General features: G+C 52.7%; 12 protein-coding genes and 1 pseudogene. 9 read left to right on the forward strand and 4 right to left on the reverse strand.

Annotation, left to right across the window (positions count from 1 at the left end; all coding sequences use genetic code 11):
* Nucleotides 1-12 precede the first annotated feature (12 nt).
* On the reverse strand, nucleotides 13-1,044 hold the full coding sequence (locus tag IAE30_RS04740; protein WP_200677808.1) for a LacI family DNA-binding transcriptional regulator: 1,032 nt from the start codon (nucleotides 1,042-1,044) through the stop codon (nucleotides 13-15).
* Between the two features lie 120 nt (nucleotides 1,045-1,164).
* Nucleotides 1,165-2,289, reverse strand: a pseudogene (locus IAE30_RS04745) (RNA-guided endonuclease TnpB family protein); the annotation flags it as partial.
* Nucleotides 2,290-2,322: 33 nt separating this feature from the next.
* Here IAE30_RS04745 and tnpA point away from each other — a divergent pair.
* The 6 genes from tnpA (at nucleotide 2,323) to IAE30_RS04775 (ending at nucleotide 8,389) form a co-directional block, all read left to right on the forward strand.
* Nucleotides 2,323-2,772, forward strand: coding sequence for an IS200/IS605 family transposase (tnpA, locus tag IAE30_RS04750; protein ID WP_234472661.1), 450 nt, complete (start codon nucleotides 2,323-2,325; stop codon nucleotides 2,770-2,772).
* Between the two features lie 261 nt (nucleotides 2,773-3,033).
* Complete coding sequence (gene ascF / locus IAE30_RS04755) at nucleotides 3,034-4,473, forward strand: PTS cellobiose/arbutin/salicin transporter subunit IIBC (RefSeq protein ID WP_200677807.1); 1,440 nt, start codon at nucleotides 3,034-3,036, stop codon at nucleotides 4,471-4,473.
* 16 nt (nucleotides 4,474-4,489) lie between these two features.
* Nucleotides 4,490-5,923, forward strand: a complete 1,434-nt coding sequence (locus IAE30_RS04760) for a 6-phospho-beta-glucosidase (RefSeq protein ID WP_200677806.1) — start codon at nucleotides 4,490-4,492, stop codon at nucleotides 5,921-5,923.
* A 285-nt stretch (nucleotides 5,924-6,208) separates the two neighbouring features.
* Entirely contained in the window at nucleotides 6,209-6,703 is a 495-nt protein-coding gene (locus IAE30_RS04765) for a YfiR family protein (RefSeq protein ID WP_200538515.1), read from the forward strand.
* 1 nt (nucleotide 6,704) lies between these two features.
* The gene (locus IAE30_RS04770) at nucleotides 6,705-7,919 is read left to right on the forward strand and encodes a diguanylate cyclase domain-containing protein (protein ID WP_200677804.1); all 1,215 of its coding nucleotides are present in this window, start codon (nucleotides 6,705-6,707) and stop codon (nucleotides 7,917-7,919) included.
* Nucleotides 7,916-8,389, forward strand: a complete 474-nt coding sequence (locus IAE30_RS04775) for an OmpA family protein (protein WP_200677802.1) — start codon at nucleotides 7,916-7,918, stop codon at nucleotides 8,387-8,389. Before IAE30_RS04770 ends, IAE30_RS04775 begins: the two co-directional genes overlap by 4 nt.
* Here IAE30_RS04775 and uvsE read toward each other — a convergent pair.
* Both uvsE and IAE30_RS04785 read right to left on the reverse strand, forming a co-directional pair.
* On the reverse strand, nucleotides 8,376-9,350 hold the full coding sequence (gene uvsE / locus IAE30_RS04780) for a UV DNA damage repair endonuclease UvsE (RefSeq protein WP_200677800.1): 975 nt from the start codon (nucleotides 9,348-9,350) through the stop codon (nucleotides 8,376-8,378). The two genes, IAE30_RS04775 and uvsE, sit on opposite strands and share 14 nt — an antisense overlap.
* Nucleotides 9,351-9,437: 87 nt before the next feature.
* On the reverse strand, nucleotides 9,438-11,468 hold the full coding sequence (locus IAE30_RS04785; protein ID WP_045815600.1) for a choline transporter: 2,031 nt from the start codon (nucleotides 11,466-11,468) through the stop codon (nucleotides 9,438-9,440).
* Between the two features lie 253 nt (nucleotides 11,469-11,721).
* Between IAE30_RS04785 and betI the strand changes: the two genes are divergently transcribed.
* From betI to betA, 3 genes are read left to right on the forward strand one after another with little or no spacing between them, the layout of a single operon-like run.
* The gene (gene betI / locus IAE30_RS04790) at nucleotides 11,722-12,318 is read left to right on the forward strand and encodes a transcriptional regulator BetI (RefSeq protein ID WP_034824050.1); all 597 of its coding nucleotides are present in this window, start codon (nucleotides 11,722-11,724) and stop codon (nucleotides 12,316-12,318) included.
* 13 nt (nucleotides 12,319-12,331) lie between these two features.
* Nucleotides 12,332-13,804, forward strand: a complete 1,473-nt coding sequence (gene betB / locus IAE30_RS04795; RefSeq protein ID WP_200677798.1) for a betaine-aldehyde dehydrogenase — start codon at nucleotides 12,332-12,334, stop codon at nucleotides 13,802-13,804.
* 26 nt (nucleotides 13,805-13,830) lie between these two features.
* On the forward strand, nucleotides 13,831-15,510 hold the full coding sequence (gene betA / locus IAE30_RS04800; protein ID WP_200677796.1) for a choline dehydrogenase: 1,680 nt from the start codon (nucleotides 13,831-13,833) through the stop codon (nucleotides 15,508-15,510).
* Nucleotides 15,511-15,531 lie beyond the last annotated feature (21 nt).

Consider the following 15,531-nt stretch of genomic DNA (forward strand, 5'->3'; position numbering starts at 1 on the left):
AGCGTTATATTACTAATCCGTCACTGTTTTTTGGGCGAAAGGCCCGGGGCCGATGGATTCTCGCATCACCACTTCACCAGAAAAGCGCTGGCGATTGCGCATTTCGCCCCCGTCGAGCATGGAGACCAGTCGTGAGAGCGTTTCCTGAATCATATCCGTTACCGGCATTTTCACGCTGGAGAGCGACGGAACGGTAAACGGGGCCAGTGGAATATCATCAAATCCCAGCACGGATACCTGTGCCGGAACCGCAATGTTGTTTGAGGCCAGCGCTTTTAACGCCCCTACGGCCATATCGTCATTACTGGCCACCAACGCGCTAAAGCGGCTGCCCTGTTTCAACAACGTGTCCACCGCCGCCACGCCATTTTGCGCCTGCCACTTCCCTTCAATAATTAACGCTTGCTGCACAGGAATCTGATGTTTTGCCAGCGCCGAGTGGTAACCCGCCAGGCGCTCCCGTCCGGTGGGTGAATCGAGCGAACCGGTGATAAAGGCAATGTCACGATGACCCCGTTTGATTAACGCTTCCACAGCGTCGGCACTGCTGCGCTGTTGGTCGGCGTAAATGCAGTAACTGTCGTGTTGCCGCAGACGGCGATTGATCACCAAAATCGGATGCGGGTGCTGATCAATGATGGCGTCCATTTCATCGGGAGTGAGAAAGCGCGGATAGATGATGACGCCGTCACAGCGCAAATCGAGCAGAAATTGAATCGCAGCACGCTCCTCTTCCGCACTGTGTTTGCCATCCACCAATAGCAGTTGTCGCCCCTGCTGCTCCATCAGTCGGGCGGAATGCTGCATGAGCTCAGTAAAATAGCTGCCGGAATAGAGGGTGTTGGTGATCACCAGGCCAATAGTCTGGCTCGACTTGGTTGCCAGATTTCGCGCCAGCAAATTGGGGCGAAAGCCGGTTTCCGCGATGGCCTTAAACACCAATTCCCGCTTCTCTTCGCTGACATAACCGTTGCCGGACAGCACACGTGACACCGTGGCTTTCGATACGCCTGCGACCTTCGCCACCTCAACTATGGTTGCCATTTTTCACTCTGATTTACGCCTGTATCGCTGAAGTGTACGTGACTGCTCACCGCCCTAAAAGGCGATGCTTCCCATTTCATAGGCTGCAACCGCCGATATAGCGGATTTACGCAAGCCTCAATGGGCTTTGACGACGTGACCCGCCGCCATTAAATCGGTTATGCCCTTCTGCCGTATGTTGATAGCCGCGTTTATATCGCGGTCATGGTCAGCATGACAGGCAGGGCATTGCCATTCGCGCACCTTCAGCGGCATATCTGCCATCTTGTGACCGCAACTATGGCAGGTTTTAGAGCTGGCGAACCACTGATCCAGTTTGACAAGGTGGACACCCGCGCTTTCGGCTTTATAAGCCAGTTTCGCGACAAATTCGCTCCATGCGGCATCCCCGATATGACGGGCAAGGCGGCGATTTTTCATCATGTTTGCAGATTTCAACGTTTCCACTACTACCGCTTGATTGTCGTCGATAATTGAGCGTGAAAGTTTGTGTAGAAAATCGGCACGGGCATTGGTTACACGTTCGTGTTGCGCTGCCAGTTTGATTCTGGCTTTTGCCCTGTTAGCACTACCTTTCTTTTTGCGTGAAAGGGTTTTGCTATCACGGCGCAAGCGGCAATAAGCGTTGACCAGAAAGCGCGGGTTAGGGGTTTTCTCGCCATCGTCACGGATTAAATAGTCTTTTAACCCTATGTCATACCCTGTTACAGCAGTGATACAGGTCGGCTTTGCTGGCGCTTCTTGTCCATCATCGGCGAGTATCGAGGCGTAGTATTTGCCAGTAGGGGAGCGTGTGATTGTCAGGCTGGAAACCTTGCCGGCAATTTCACGGTGAATGTTCGCCCGGATAGGGGTCATTTTCGGCAACTGGATCGCGTCGGTTAATACCTTGCCGTTAGGGTGATAACTGGATTGTTTACCGCGCTTGCTTTTAAACGTGGGCTTACCTGCTTTCAGTTTCCTGTTAAAGAAATTGGAATAGGCTTTATCCAGATTAATCACGGCTTGCTGCAATGCCAGTGAATCATATTCTTTTAGCCAGCTATAACGGCGTGACTTTTTGGCCACTGCCAGCAGTGGTTTTAAGTCGCGTTTGACGTTCAAAGAAACGCCGTGTTGCTGGTACATATGGCGGCTGATATGTAGGGCTTTATTGTAGGCAAAACGCACCGCGCCGAACTGCGCATTTAAGAATGCGGTTTGCTCTGCGTCGGGGTAAATGCGTACTTTAGTCGCTCTTTTCAATTTCAGTGCTCATGTATAGAATCCAGATAATATATGGTTTTGGTCGAGGGTTTTCAAGTGAGTGTACATGACGCAGCTTTAGAAGGTTATTTGAAGCGCCGCCATAGCGTCAGTAAATTGGTGGTTCACCTGATTTTTACTACAAAGTACCGCCGTAAGATTTTTGACGGCGATATGATTGACCAGATCCGGCAAGCGTTTTTATCCGCTGCCGAAAAGCTGGAGATTGAAATTTTGGAAATGGACGGGGAAGCGGATCATGTTCACATCCTGGTAGCATACCCGCCGAAACTGGCGGTTAGTGTGCTGGTCAATAATTTGAAGTCGATTAGTAGCCGTCAGGTGCGCATTTTAAATACGCATTTACGAAAGGCGAGTAATAGCGGGGTGCTCTGGTCACGCTCCTATTTCGCCTGTAGTGCTGGCGGCGCAACAATAGAAACGCTGAAAGCGTATGTTAGATCGCAAGAAACCCCTGGTTAGCTCCCTTATATCCCCACCCGATTGGGCGAGGGACACGCGCTTTTTGCTAAGTCGCGAATTACGCGGAGATTTTTTTAACTGTGTTGATTGCTTGCCTTAACTTATCAATCGATCAGCATCACATTTTTAAACATCAAATTTTAAACTTCTTGCCTGTCAGGGATTTCATATTCATGATTTTGTGAAACCGGTTTCTCATGACTCGCTAATGATAAGCGGGCGATCGTACCCCTACTTAAAAAAATCAGAGACCTACAACTCATGGCTAAAAATTATGCTGACGTTTCACGCGCCATCGTGGCTTCGCTCGGCGGCTTAACCAATATTGAAGCTGTCACGCACTGCATGACGCGCCTGCGCTTCGTTTTGCGGGACACTGCCCTGATCGATAACGCTACGCTGAAAGCGATTCCGGGCGTGATGGGCGTGGTGCATACCGACACCCAATGCCAGGTGATCATTGGCAATAACGTTAATCTCGCGTATCAGGAAGTGCTTAAACTCGGCACACCCAATAGCGACAACAGCGCCCCGATAAAACGAAAAATCACCCTGCGCACGATTGGCGCAGGCATTCTCGATGCGCTGGTGGGCACCATGTCGCCACTGATCCCCGCGATCATCGGGGGATCGATGGTGAAACTGCTGGCAATGGTGCTGGAGATGAGCGGTGTACTGGCGAAAGGTTCGTCTACGCTGGTGATACTGAATGTCATCGGTGACGGCGCCTTTTTCTTCCTGCCGGTAATGGTGGCGGCCTCGGCAGCCCTGAAATTTAAAACCAATATGTCATTAGCCATTGCGATTGCGGGCGTGCTGGTTCATCCCAACTTTATTGATTTAATGGCCAAAGCGGCGCAAGGCCAGACCGTTGAGTTTGCCTACATCCCGGTGACGGCGGTGAAATACACCTACACCGTCATCCCGGCGTTGGTGATGACGTGGATCCTGTCGCATATCGAATATTGGGTCGATCGCTTTACCCCTGCAGTCACCAAAAACTTCCTCAAACCGATGCTGATTGTGTTGATTGCCGCGCCGATTGCCATTGTGCTGATTGGTCCACTCGGTATCTGGATTGGTAGCGGCATTTCAGCCCTGGTTTACACCATTCATGGCTATCTGGGCTGGTTGTCCGTGGCGATCATGGGCGCGCTGTGGCCGCTGCTGGTGATGACGGGCATGCACCGCGTCTTCACCCCCACCATCATTCAGACCATTGCGGAAACCGGCAAAGAAGGCATGGTGATGCCCTCTGAAATCGGTGCCAATCTGTCACTTGGCGGCTCATCGCTGGCGGTAGCCTTTAAAACTAAAAACCCGGAACTGCGTCAGACCGCTTTTGCTGCCGCTGCCTCGGCGATTGTGGCCGGAATTTCGGAACCTGCTCTGTATGGTGTTGCGGTGCGGCTTAAACGACCGCTGATTGCCAGCCTGATCAGCGGATTTATCTGTGGCGCGGTAGCCGGTATCGGCGGGCTGGCCAGTCACTCCATGGCCTCACCCGGCTTGTTTACCAGCGTACAGTTTTTTGATCCGGCCAACCCGATGAGCATTGTGTGGGTGGGTGGCGTCATGGTGTTGTCGGTGGTGCTTTCATTTGTTCTGACGCTGATTCTTGGCTTTGAAGATATTCCGGTGAGTGAAACAGCGCAGCCTAAACCGGTTGCGGATCCTGCTAAAGCCGTCAATGTGAATTGATTAACTGAGGTTTTTTATGTCTGAAGTGACATTTCCTGAGGGATTTTTATGGGGCGGCGCGTTAGCCGCCAATCAGTCAGAGGGGAGCTATCTGGCGGGCGGTAAAGGGTTAACCACGGTGGACATGATTCCTCATGGCGAACACCGCATGCCAGTCAAACTGGGGCTGGAACCGCGTTTTACCCTGCGTGACGATGAATACTATCCCAGCCACGATGCCATCGATTTTTATCGTCGCTACAAAGAAGATATCGCCTTAATGGCGGAGATGGGCTTTACCGTGTTTCGTACGTCGATTGCCTGGAGCCGCATCTACCCGAAAGGCGATGAATTAACGCCAAATCCTGAGGGTATCGCTTTTTACCGTAGCCTGTTCGAAGAGTGCCAGAAGTACGGTATCACCCCGCTGGTGACGTTATGCCACTTTGACGTGCCGATGCATTTGGTCACCGAGTACGGTTCATGGCGCAATCGTAAGATGATTGAATTCTTCGCCCGCTATGCGCGTACCTGCTTTGACGCTTTCAACGGACTGGTGAAATACTGGCTGACGTTTAACGAGATCAACATTCTGCTGCATAGCCCGTTCTCTGGCGCGGGTTTGGTATTCGGACCAGAGGATAATCCAGAGCAGGTGAAATATCAGGCGGCGCATCATGAGCTGGTCGCCAGTGCGCTGGTCACGAAAATTGCCCACGAGATTAACCCTGAAAACCAGGTGGGCTGCATGCTGGCAGGCGGCAATTTCTATCCATGGTCATGCAATCCTGAAGATGTCTGGGCGGCGCTGGAGAAAGATCGCGAGAATCTGTTCTTTATCGATGTGCAGGCGCGCGGTGCTTATCCCTCTTATGCCGCTCGCGTATTTCGTGAGAAAGGCATTGAGATCCAGTGGCAGGATGGTGATGCAGAACTCCTGCGACATACGGTAGATTTTGTTTCCTTCAGCTATTACGCCTCACGCTGTGCCTCGGCCGATATGAACGAGAAAAACAGCAGTGCGGCCAATGTGGTGAAATCGCTAACTAACCCGCATATCTCCCGGAGTGCCTGGGGCTGGGGTATCGATCCCTTAGGCCTGCGCATCACCATGAACATGATGTACGACCGCTACCAAAAGCCGCTATTTTTGGTGGAAAACGGCCTGGGTGCGCGCGACGAAATCGATGCCAACGGCGAGATTCATGACGATTACCGCATTAGCTATCTGAAGCAGCATATCCAGGCAATGGGCGAAGCGATTGCTGATGGCATTCCGGTCATGGGCTACACCACCTGGGGATGCATTGATCTGGTCGCGGCCTCAACGGGCGAGATGAGTAAACGCTACGGCTTTGTTTACGTTGATCGTGATGATCAGGGTAAAGGCTCACTGGCGCGCACCCGCAAAAAGTCCTTCTGGTGGTATAAAAAAGTGATTGCCAGCAATGGCCGCGATTTAAGCGAATAATCTTTGCGATTCACTGCCGGGCGATGTCACTTCGCCCGGCATGTTTATTAAAATACCGCACTGAATTTTCTATTAATTATTGGATCTGATTATCCTGCCAGCGTTAAAAGTCCGCGTTTTCCGCCATTGAACACCTGTACTCTTTTATAAATGCCGATGGTACTATTTGCGCGTTGAACCCAGCGGAATGCCGGCATGTTACGTATTGAACCTCGTCTTCACCCTCGTGAACTCTTATTTCTGCTTTTGGCTCAGCTTAAAGCCGCACTGACCTGCATTATCACAATGGCACTGTTGATATTGCCGCTCTCATTTCCCGCAGCGGCGGCACAAAACCCCGCGACCAAAGATGACAAAGCCAATCGTATTGTCAGCGGCATTATCAGCTTCACCCGCTGGCCCGCGCTGCACGATGCTCCACAGTTATGTGTGTTCAGTTCAGCGCGCCACGTCAATTTCCCTGCCAGCACCACGGCGACGTCGCTGCCATTCAGTGTGGTTTATCTCAACAGTGACAGTGAGTTAGCCAGCAATCGCTGTGATGCCCTCTATTTCGGTGAGCAGTCACCGCAGCAGCAGACCGAATTGCTCAGCCTGGAGAAAAGCCACGCTGTTCTCTCTTTGGCTGAAAATAATACCGATTGCGCCATCGGAGCCGCTTTCTGTCTTATTTTTAATACCGATCATCCGATGTTTGCCGTAAACCTGGATTCACTGGCGCGCAGTGGCGTGCGCGTGAGCCCGGATGTGTTATTGCTGTCGCGCAAAGGAAGCCAATAAGATGAAATTTGAAAAAATTAAAAATGAAAAATCATCTATCCGCATCAGGCTGCGCAAGATTAGCATCATTAACTCTGCGGTGATTTTGTTACTGTGCTGGCTACTGCTGACATCCACTTCGTTACTCTTCATCAAACGTTATGAAAAACGAAATCTTGAACTGATTGCCGCGACGTTGAGTAATAGCCTGACCGCCGCCACGGTATTTGAAGACAGCTATGACGCGCATAAAAAAATTGCCATGTTAGGCAATGAAGGCATGTTTGCCTCGGCGAAACTGGTGACGGACGATCAAACCGTGTTGGTTAACTGGCAAGACCAACAGCAGCAGGATGGCTGGTATGAGAACGTCCTGCGCCAATGGATCTATGCCCGACCGCTGAGTGTGAATATCAATCACGCGGAGAATGTCGTCGGGACGTTGACGCTGGCGGGTACGGTCAAAGGAGCGACAGATTTTATTCGCTACTCAGTGATGATCTTATCCAGCGGCATGCTCTGCGTACTGATTGTTGCCTTTATGCTGAGCGCTTTTCTGCATCGGGGGATTTTGCAGACGCTGCGCAATATCACCAGCTCGATTCATTACGTCATCAGCTCGGGTGACTTTTCGCTGCGCATTCCTGAAAGCCCGACCAAAGAGTTTCAGTTGTTTTCGGAAGATCTCAACTCATTGCTCGCAGAGATGCAGTCATTACAGGCTTCACTGCTGCGGGATAACCGTTCGTTAGCGGCGAAAGCGTTGGAAGATCCACTGACCGGGCTGGCTAACCGCGCCGCCTTTGTGACCCAGCTCACCCGATTACTCGACGGCCAATTTGCGCAAGAGCGCTTTGTTCTGCTGTTTCTGGATGGCGATCGCTTTAAGAGCATCAACGATAACTGGGGACATGCGGCAGGCGATGAGGTGCTGAAAGCCATCGGATCACGCCTTGTGGCGCTGGCCTACAAGCAGGATATGGTTGCGCGACTCGGCGGTGATGAGTTTGCGATGTTAATCACCAGCCGCGCGACTGAGAAACAGCTGCTGCAGCTGACAGAGGAGATCAGGGAAGCCATTGCACAGAAGATTATGATCGCGGAAGGCACGCCGATTACCACCTCGGTCACCATTGGCTATGCCTGGTCACAGCATGGCGATACGGTGCAATCGATTCTGGAACGTGCGGATATGCACATGTACAAAAACAAAGGGATAAGTAAGGTACGCATATGAGAATTAAACTTTTTCTGCTGATGTGTATTTTGGTTTGCGCGGGATGTCAATCAAAAGGTCGTTTCACCGCCGCGCAGATTGCCGCCATGCAAAGTGCGGGATTTACCGAAAACATGGAAGGCTGGGGATTGGGTTTATCGGACAAAATCCTGTTTGGCGTGAACGAGTCCGAGCTGACTGCTGCCAGTAAAACCAACATCGCCACTATGGCGAAGAATCTCTCAGTCACCGGGATTCAACATGTCCGCATTGACGGTCATACGGATAATTACGGCAAAGCGGATTATAACCAGCAGTTGTCACTGAAACGTGCTGATGCTGTGGCAACACAATGGGCGTTGGGTGCTGAAGTACCGCGAACCAACATCACTACCCGAGGTCTGGGCATGAGCGCCCCCATTGCCAGCAATAACAGTGCACAAGGCCGCGCCCAGAATCGCCGCGTGGCGATTGTGATTACCTCGCCTTAATCGCCCCCTGGTCGAGCGCATAACGGTACAAGCGCTCGACCGCCAGATTTTTCATTTTGACTTCACACATAATGTCGAAATCCTTAAATGACAGCGCCCAGTCATTTAAATCCTGATTAAAGTAGTAGTCAGAGTGGGCACGCAGTTTGGTTTTCGCCACCGTTAAATCGCGTTGATCCGGAAAGCCCTGTTCTGCGATTAATCCCTCCTGCGCAATCGAATAATGTAATACCGGCCGCACACCGCGCCAGGATTCGATAATCAGCGGAATACGCGCATCATCCGCCTTAATAAATTGATTCTCTTTCACCCAATGATGGTGAATATCTAATACAACCGGACAAAGATCGCGCGCTTGTAATACATCATCCAGCGAACAGGAAATTTCATCATTTTCAACCGTCAGCATATTGCGCGCTTCGGGTGAAAGACGCTGAAAAGCAGCACGGAATCCTTCGATGCCTTTTTTGCCGTTCATATGGATATTGATTTTGAAATCCTGAAACTGGCGCCCATAGCCCATGAATAGCGCACACAGCGCATGATACTCCACATCCTCAATCGCCCGATTCACTACCCCTTCATTATCCGAAGCGAGTACGGAATATTGTCCGGGATGGAATGAGAGACGAATGTTGTGCGCACGCGCCATCTCACCACACTTCACGAACAGCGTTTGTAAGTCGGGCATTAATTCAGTGTAGATAGCCGTGGCTTCAGGCACGGTGTACAACGGCAACAAATCACTGCCAATTCGCATCATGCGCATCGCATCCGGCAGTTTTGCCAACTGCTGCAACGTAAGGATTTGGTTTTCAAGGTTGTTGGTTGCCAATTGCGCCAGTAAACGCGCTTGTTCGGCACGATCAAGACTCAGGAAACGCGTACGCGTGGTGATTTTAAACGGAAACGGCTGCTTAGCCTGTGCATCAAAGTATTTACACGCAAAACCCAATTTCATCTCATTCCCCTTTTAGAGCAGCCTGAAAGTGTAGCCTGCCATGAGGAAAGTGCACGGACAGCGGCACGGCTGCCGCTGTCCGTGGGTTTACACGCTCGGGAAAGTGATGTTGCTGCCGGGTGCTTCACGATGCAGATGGATAAAGTTCAGGTGGCGTTCGTACTGATCGAGAATATCGATAATCACCTGCTCTTTGTTGTAATCCATCAGATCGTTGCCCTGGCTACCTTCCAGCAGGAATGTCTCCAGACGGTAATAGGTCGATTTACCGCTGCGCGCCCGATAGGTAAAGCCTGGAACCGAATACTGCTGCGGCCAGATCTGATACACGAAGTCCTGCTCTTCACCCAGTAGCACGCGCAAATCCAGATAACCTAACGGATGGCCCTCTTCCGGCTCGACGCGGTCCAGTGAAACCCGACCGCCGCGCAACTCCAGTTCTTTCGCCACATCCTGCATTGCCGGGAACAAGACGTTCTCCATCATTTGCTGGGTGTAGCGTGTGCCCGGATAGTTCATCAGACGCGACAGACGTTTCTTCCAGCTCAGGCGATCGTTGCTGGCTGGAATGTACGGTGCCGTTTCACGACTGGCGCTGGCGCGGCGATGGTCTTCCACTTTGAGCGACTTATACAAACCGGCCATCACAAAGAAGATCACAAAGCTGAACGGCAGTCCCATGATTACCGTAGCGTTCTGCAGCGCAGAGATGCCGTTGGTCATCAGCATACCCATGGTCAGAACACCAATCGCCACGGACCAGAAGATACGCAGCCAGTTGGGTGCATCACTGTTGATGTCTTTCAGCTTCGAGGTAAAGTTACCCAGCACCAGTGAACCGGAATCCGCTGAGGTGACGTAGAACAGCATGCCAGTGATGGTGGCAACCGAGGCGCTGAATTTAAAGGCCGGATACTGCGCCAGCAGGCTGTAGAAGCCACGTTCCGCATGCGCCATCACTTCCTGCGCAAAGCCAGCATCACCGTGGATGATTTCATACAGCGCTGCGTTACCAAATACCGACAGCCATAACAGTGTGAAGGTGAAGGGGATAATCAACGTACCGAGCACGAACTCACGGATGGTGCGACCGCGTGAAATACGCGCCAGGAACAAGCCGACAAACGGTGACCAGGCGACCCACCATGCCCAAAAGAAGAGCGTCCAGCTGTTCATCCACTCTCTTGGCTGATCAAACGCAAAGGTGTTCAGCGTCATGCCCATAAAGCGGTTGATGTAATCACCGACATTAAGCACCAGCGCATTCAGCAGGAAGTCGGTTTTGCCCATAAACAGCACAAACAGAATCAGCCCCAATGCCAGCGCAACGTTGAGTTCCGACAGAATACGGATGCCTTTATCCACGCCGGAGGTCACGGAAATGGTGGCGATAATCACCGACAGCACAATCAACGCCGCCTGCGCGGTAAAGCCTTCCGGGATATCGAACAGCACGTTCAGGCCATAATTGAGCTGCACCACGCCAATCCCTAAGGTGGTGGCAATGCCGAAGATGGTTCCTACCACCGCCGCAATATCCACGGTATGGCCGATCGGCCCATTAATACGTTTGCCAAAGATTGGATACAGCGCAGAACGGATGGTGAGCGGCAAATTGTAGCGGTAGCTAAAGTAACCCAGCGCGATCCCCATCAGCGCATACATTGACCAGCCAGTTACGCCGTAGTGGAACAACGTCCACACCATGGCTTGCCGGGCGGCTTCCATGGTTTGTCCGGCACCCTCAGGCGGTTGCATGTACTGCGTGACCGGTTCAGCCACCGAGAAGAACATCAGATCGATACCGATACCGGCGGCAAACAGCATCGCTGACCAGCTTAATAAGCTGAACTCCGGTTTGGATTGTTCCGGCCCGAGCTTGATGGCGCCGTAACGCGAGCAGGCCATGTAGATAACGAACACGATATACAGTGTCGCGGCCAGCATGTAGTACCAGCCAAACGTAGCGGTAACCCAGTTAACTGCTGTCTGAATCAAACTCGCAGCCAGCTCGCTGTAAAAAATGGTGACAAGTGAAAATGTCAGAATCAGTCCGGCTGAGGTGTAAAACACCACAGGATTGATTCTGTCTTTTTCACTGGCAGGTGGATTAATCATCGATGACCTCTGGTTAATTTCCTGTAATGACTCAATGGATTAGCGTGACCTGTCTGCCAGGCCTTGTTGTTATCAGTACCCCTGTTATCCCTCCATGCAGTGCTTTCTTCTGACGATGAGCCGCATAGCCCGGTTCACCGCTGCGCTTTTGTAACAATCGAAGCACAGTATCCTAACAAAATTCTTTTTTATATTGAACGTGCAATCAAAAAAAGTTTAAATAGTCCTCTGACATTGTGGTGGAGCTGGAGTCATGCCAAAGGTGGGAATGCAGCCGATTCGTCGTCGGCAACTGATTGATGCAACCCTCGATACGATTAACGAGGTAGGAATTAACGACGCAACCATTGCGCAGATTGCGCGCCGTGCGGGGGTTTCGACCGGCATCATCAGCCACTACTTCAAAGACAAGAACGGTTTGCTGGAAGCCACCATGCGCGATATCACACGTCAGTTACGTGATGCCGTGGCTGCCCGCCTGAAACCGTTGGCGGGCGCAAAGACCGAAGCACGCTTGCTGGCGATTGTCGAAGGTAACTTCGATGACACGCAGGTGCACAGCGCGGCGATGAAAGCCTGGCTGGATTTCTGGGCCAGCAGCATGCATCAGCCACAGTTAGGTCGTCTGGAACGGGTCAGCAGCCGTCGCCTGTTTTCGACCCTCGCCGCCGAGTTTCACCGTGAATTGCCGCGTGAACAGGCGCGACTGGCGGCTCACGGATTGGCATCGCTGATCGATGGCCTTTGGCTACGAGCTGCGTTAAGCGGCCTGCCCTTCAATATCGATGTCGCGAAAACGCTCACCACCCAATTTATCCGTCAGCAACTTGCTGGCGCACTGAATCACTGAGGAAGGAGAAACCATGTCCCGATTCACCGAACAGCAGCTGTATATCGATGGTCAGTTCGTTGCAGCGAGCGCAGGTCATACATTCCAGACCATCAACCCGGCCAATGGCGAAGTACTGGCCGAGGTACATGAGGCGGAGCAGGCCGATGTTGATCGTGCTGTTGCTGCCGCGCAAAAAGGTCAGAAAGTTTGGGCTGCGATGACCGCCATGGAGCGCTCACGCATTCTGCGTCGTGCCGTCGATATTCTGCGTGAGCGTAACGACGAGTTAGCCGCGCTGGAAACCCTCGATACCGGTAAACCGCTGAGCGAAACCCAATATGTTGACATCGTGACCGGTGCCGACGTGCTGGAGTATTACGCCGGTCTGATCCCGACGCTCGAAGGCCAACAGATCCCGCTGCGCGACACGGCGTTTGTTTATACCCGTCGCGAACCGCTCGGCGTGGTCGCTGGTATTGGTGCGTGGAACTACCCGATTCAGATCGCTTTGTGGAAATCGGCCCCTGCGCTGGCAGCGGGTAACGCGATGATCTTTAAACCGAGTGAAGTGACTCCACTGACTGCACTGAAGCTGGCAGAAATTTACACCGAAGCGGGCGTGCCGGCCGGCGTATTCAATGTGCTAAACGGCCGTGGCGCGGTCACTGGCCAACTGCTGACTGACCATCCGGGCATCGATAAAGTCTCCTTTACCGGCGGCGTGGCCAGCGGCAAAAAAGTGATGGCGAATGCCGCGGGCTCCACCCTGAAAGAAGTCACCATGGAATTGGGCGGCAAGTCACCGCTGATCATTTTTGATGATGCCGATCTCGATCTGGCCGCTGACATCGCCATGATGGCCAACTTCTACAGTTCAGGTCAGGTATGCACCAACGGCACGCGCGTGTTTATCCCGGCTAAACTCCAGACCGCCTTTGAAGCGAAGATTGCTGAACGTGTGGCGCGTATCAAGGCAGGCGATCTGAACGATCCTGCTACCAACTTTGGCCCGCTGGTGAGCTTCCCCCACCGCGATAACGTGATGCGTTTTATCGAAACCGGTATCAAAGAAGGGGCGCGTCTGCTGTGTGGCGGCAAACGCCTGAGAGGCGCCGATTTCGACAATGGAGCCTGGGTTGAACCCACGGTGTTCACCGATTGCCGCGATGAGATGACCATCGTGCGTGAAGAGATCTTCGGGCCGGTAATGTCGATTCTCACCTACGAGAGCGAAGACGAAGTGGTGCGCCGCGCCAATGCCACCGATTTCGGTCTGGCTGCGGGCGTGGTCACGCAAGACCTGAACCGTGCGCACCGTGTGATTCATCAGATCGAAGCGGGTATCTGCTGGATCAACACCTGGGGTGAATCTGCCGCCGAAATGCCGGTGGGCGGCTACAAGCACTCCGGTATTGGCCGTGAGAATGGCCTGATGACCTTGCAAAATTACACCCAGGTGAAGTCGGTGCAGGTCGAGTTATCCCGTTTTCAGTCCGTATTTTAATTCAGCTTTAACCTGAGGAGCGACTAATGGAATTTGATTACATCATTATCGGAGCCGGATCCGCAGGGAACGTTTTGGCAACAAGACTGACCGAAGACAGCAGTGTGAATGTGCTGCTTTTAGAAGCCGGTGGCCCTGACTACCGCTTCGATTTCCGTACACAGATGCCAGCCGCGCTGGCTTATCCGTTGCAGGGCAAACGCTATAACTGGGCGTATGAAACCGAGCCAGAACCGCATATGAATAATCGCCGCATGGAGTGCGGACGCGGTAAAGGACTGGGCGGATCATCACTGATTAATGGTATGTGCTATATCCGTGGTAACGCCATGGACCTCGATAACTGGGCGCAGCAGCCTGGCCTGGAAAGCTGGAGCTATCTGAACTGTCTGCCCTACTATCGCAAATCAGAAACCCGCGATATCGGTGCCAACGATTATCACGGCGGCGAAGGTCCGGTGAGCATCACCACCTGTAAGCCCGGTAATAATCCGCTGTTTGCCGCGATGATTGAAGCCGGTGTTGAAGCAGGCTATCCGCGCACGGAAGATTTGAACGGCTATCAGCAGGAAGGCTTTGGTCCGATGGATCGCTTCGTTACGCCAAAAGGTCGTCGATCCAGCACCGCGCGTGGCTATCTCGATACCGCCAAAGTGCGTCCGAACCTGAAGATCATCACCCATGGCACTACCGATCGCATCTTGTTTGAAGGCAAGCGCGCGGTGGGCGTGCAATACTTGCAAGGCTCAAGCAATACTTCACATCAGGTGCATGCGCGCCGTGAAGTGTTACTGTGCGCCGGTGCCATTGCCTCGCCGCAGATTCTGCAGCGTTCCGGTGTAGGCGCTGCGGCGCTGCTGAATAAATTCGATATTCCAGTGGTGCATGATTTACCCGGCGTCGGCGAAAACCTGCAGGATCACCTCGAAATGTATCTGCAGTATGAGTGTAAAGAACCCGTTTCACTTTACCCCGCACTGAAATGGTGGAACCAGCCGAAAATCGGTGCAGAGTGGCTGTTCAACGGCACTGGCGTCGGTGCCAGCAACCATTTTGAAGGTGGTGGTTTTATCCGCAGCCGCGAGGAGTTTACCTGGCCGAACATTCAGTATCACTTCCTGCCGGTGGCGATTAATTACAACGGCTCCAACGCCGTTGAAGCACACGGTTTCCAGTGTCACGTGGGGTCAATGCGTTCACCGAGCCGTGGGCATGTACAGATTAAATCGCGCGACCCGCGTCGTGATCCGGCTATTTTGTTCAACTACATGGCACATGAGCAGGACTGGCAGGAATTTCGTGATGCGATTCGTATTACGCGCCAGATCATCAATCAGCCCGCGCTGGATAAGTATCGCGGCGCGGAAATCAGTCCGGGCCTCGATTGCCAGACCGATGAACAGCTGGATGAGTTTGTGCGCAACCATGCCGAGACCGCCTATCACCCGTGTGGCACCTGCAAAATGGGCAGTGATGACATGGCGGTGGTTGATGGCGAAGGCCGTGTGCATGGATTGCAGGCGTTACGCGTGGTGGATGCGTCGATTATGCCGCTGATCATCACCGGCAATCTGAATGCCACCACCATTATGATCGGTGAAAAGATCGCGGATAACATTCGTGGTCGCCAGCCGTTGCCGCGTAGCGAAGCAGATTACTTCGTCGCCGGAGATTTGCCGGTGCGTGGTGAACCGAAACGGGCCTAAGCGCCTCTCTCAGGGTGACGA

The organism is Pantoea sp. S61 (assembly GCF_016625145.1).
Lineage (GTDB): Bacteria > Pseudomonadota > Gammaproteobacteria > Enterobacterales > Enterobacteriaceae > Pantoea > Pantoea rwandensis_B.

Bases quoted from the DNA above. Each gene is read 5' to 3' on its own strand.
- IAE30_RS04740 (WP_200677808.1), bottom strand. From the start codon at position 1,044: ATGGCAACCATAGTTGAGGTGGCGAAGGTCGCAGGCGTATCGAAAGCC.
- tnpA (WP_234472661.1), top strand. From the start codon at position 2,323: ATGGTTTTGGTCGAGGGTTTTCAAGTGAGTGTACATGACGCAGCTTTA.
- ascF (WP_200677807.1), top strand. From the start codon at position 3,034: ATGGCTAAAAATTATGCTGACGTTTCACGCGCCATCGTGGCTTCGCTC.
- IAE30_RS04760 (WP_200677806.1), top strand. From the start codon at position 4,490: ATGTCTGAAGTGACATTTCCTGAGGGATTTTTATGGGGCGGCGCGTTA.
- IAE30_RS04765 (WP_200538515.1), top strand. From the start codon at position 6,209: ATGGCACTGTTGATATTGCCGCTCTCATTTCCCGCAGCGGCGGCACAA.
- IAE30_RS04770 (WP_200677804.1), top strand. From the start codon at position 6,705: ATGAAATTTGAAAAAATTAAAAATGAAAAATCATCTATCCGCATCAGG.
- IAE30_RS04775 (WP_200677802.1), top strand. From the start codon at position 7,916: ATGAGAATTAAACTTTTTCTGCTGATGTGTATTTTGGTTTGCGCGGGA.
- uvsE (WP_200677800.1), bottom strand. From the start codon at position 9,350: ATGAAATTGGGTTTTGCGTGTAAATACTTTGATGCACAGGCTAAGCAG.
- IAE30_RS04785 (WP_045815600.1), bottom strand. From the start codon at position 11,468: ATGATTAATCCACCTGCCAGTGAAAAAGACAGAATCAATCCTGTGGTG.
- betI (WP_034824050.1), top strand. From the start codon at position 11,722: ATGCCAAAGGTGGGAATGCAGCCGATTCGTCGTCGGCAACTGATTGAT.
- betB (WP_200677798.1), top strand. From the start codon at position 12,332: ATGTCCCGATTCACCGAACAGCAGCTGTATATCGATGGTCAGTTCGTT.
- betA (WP_200677796.1), top strand. From the start codon at position 13,831: ATGGAATTTGATTACATCATTATCGGAGCCGGATCCGCAGGGAACGTT.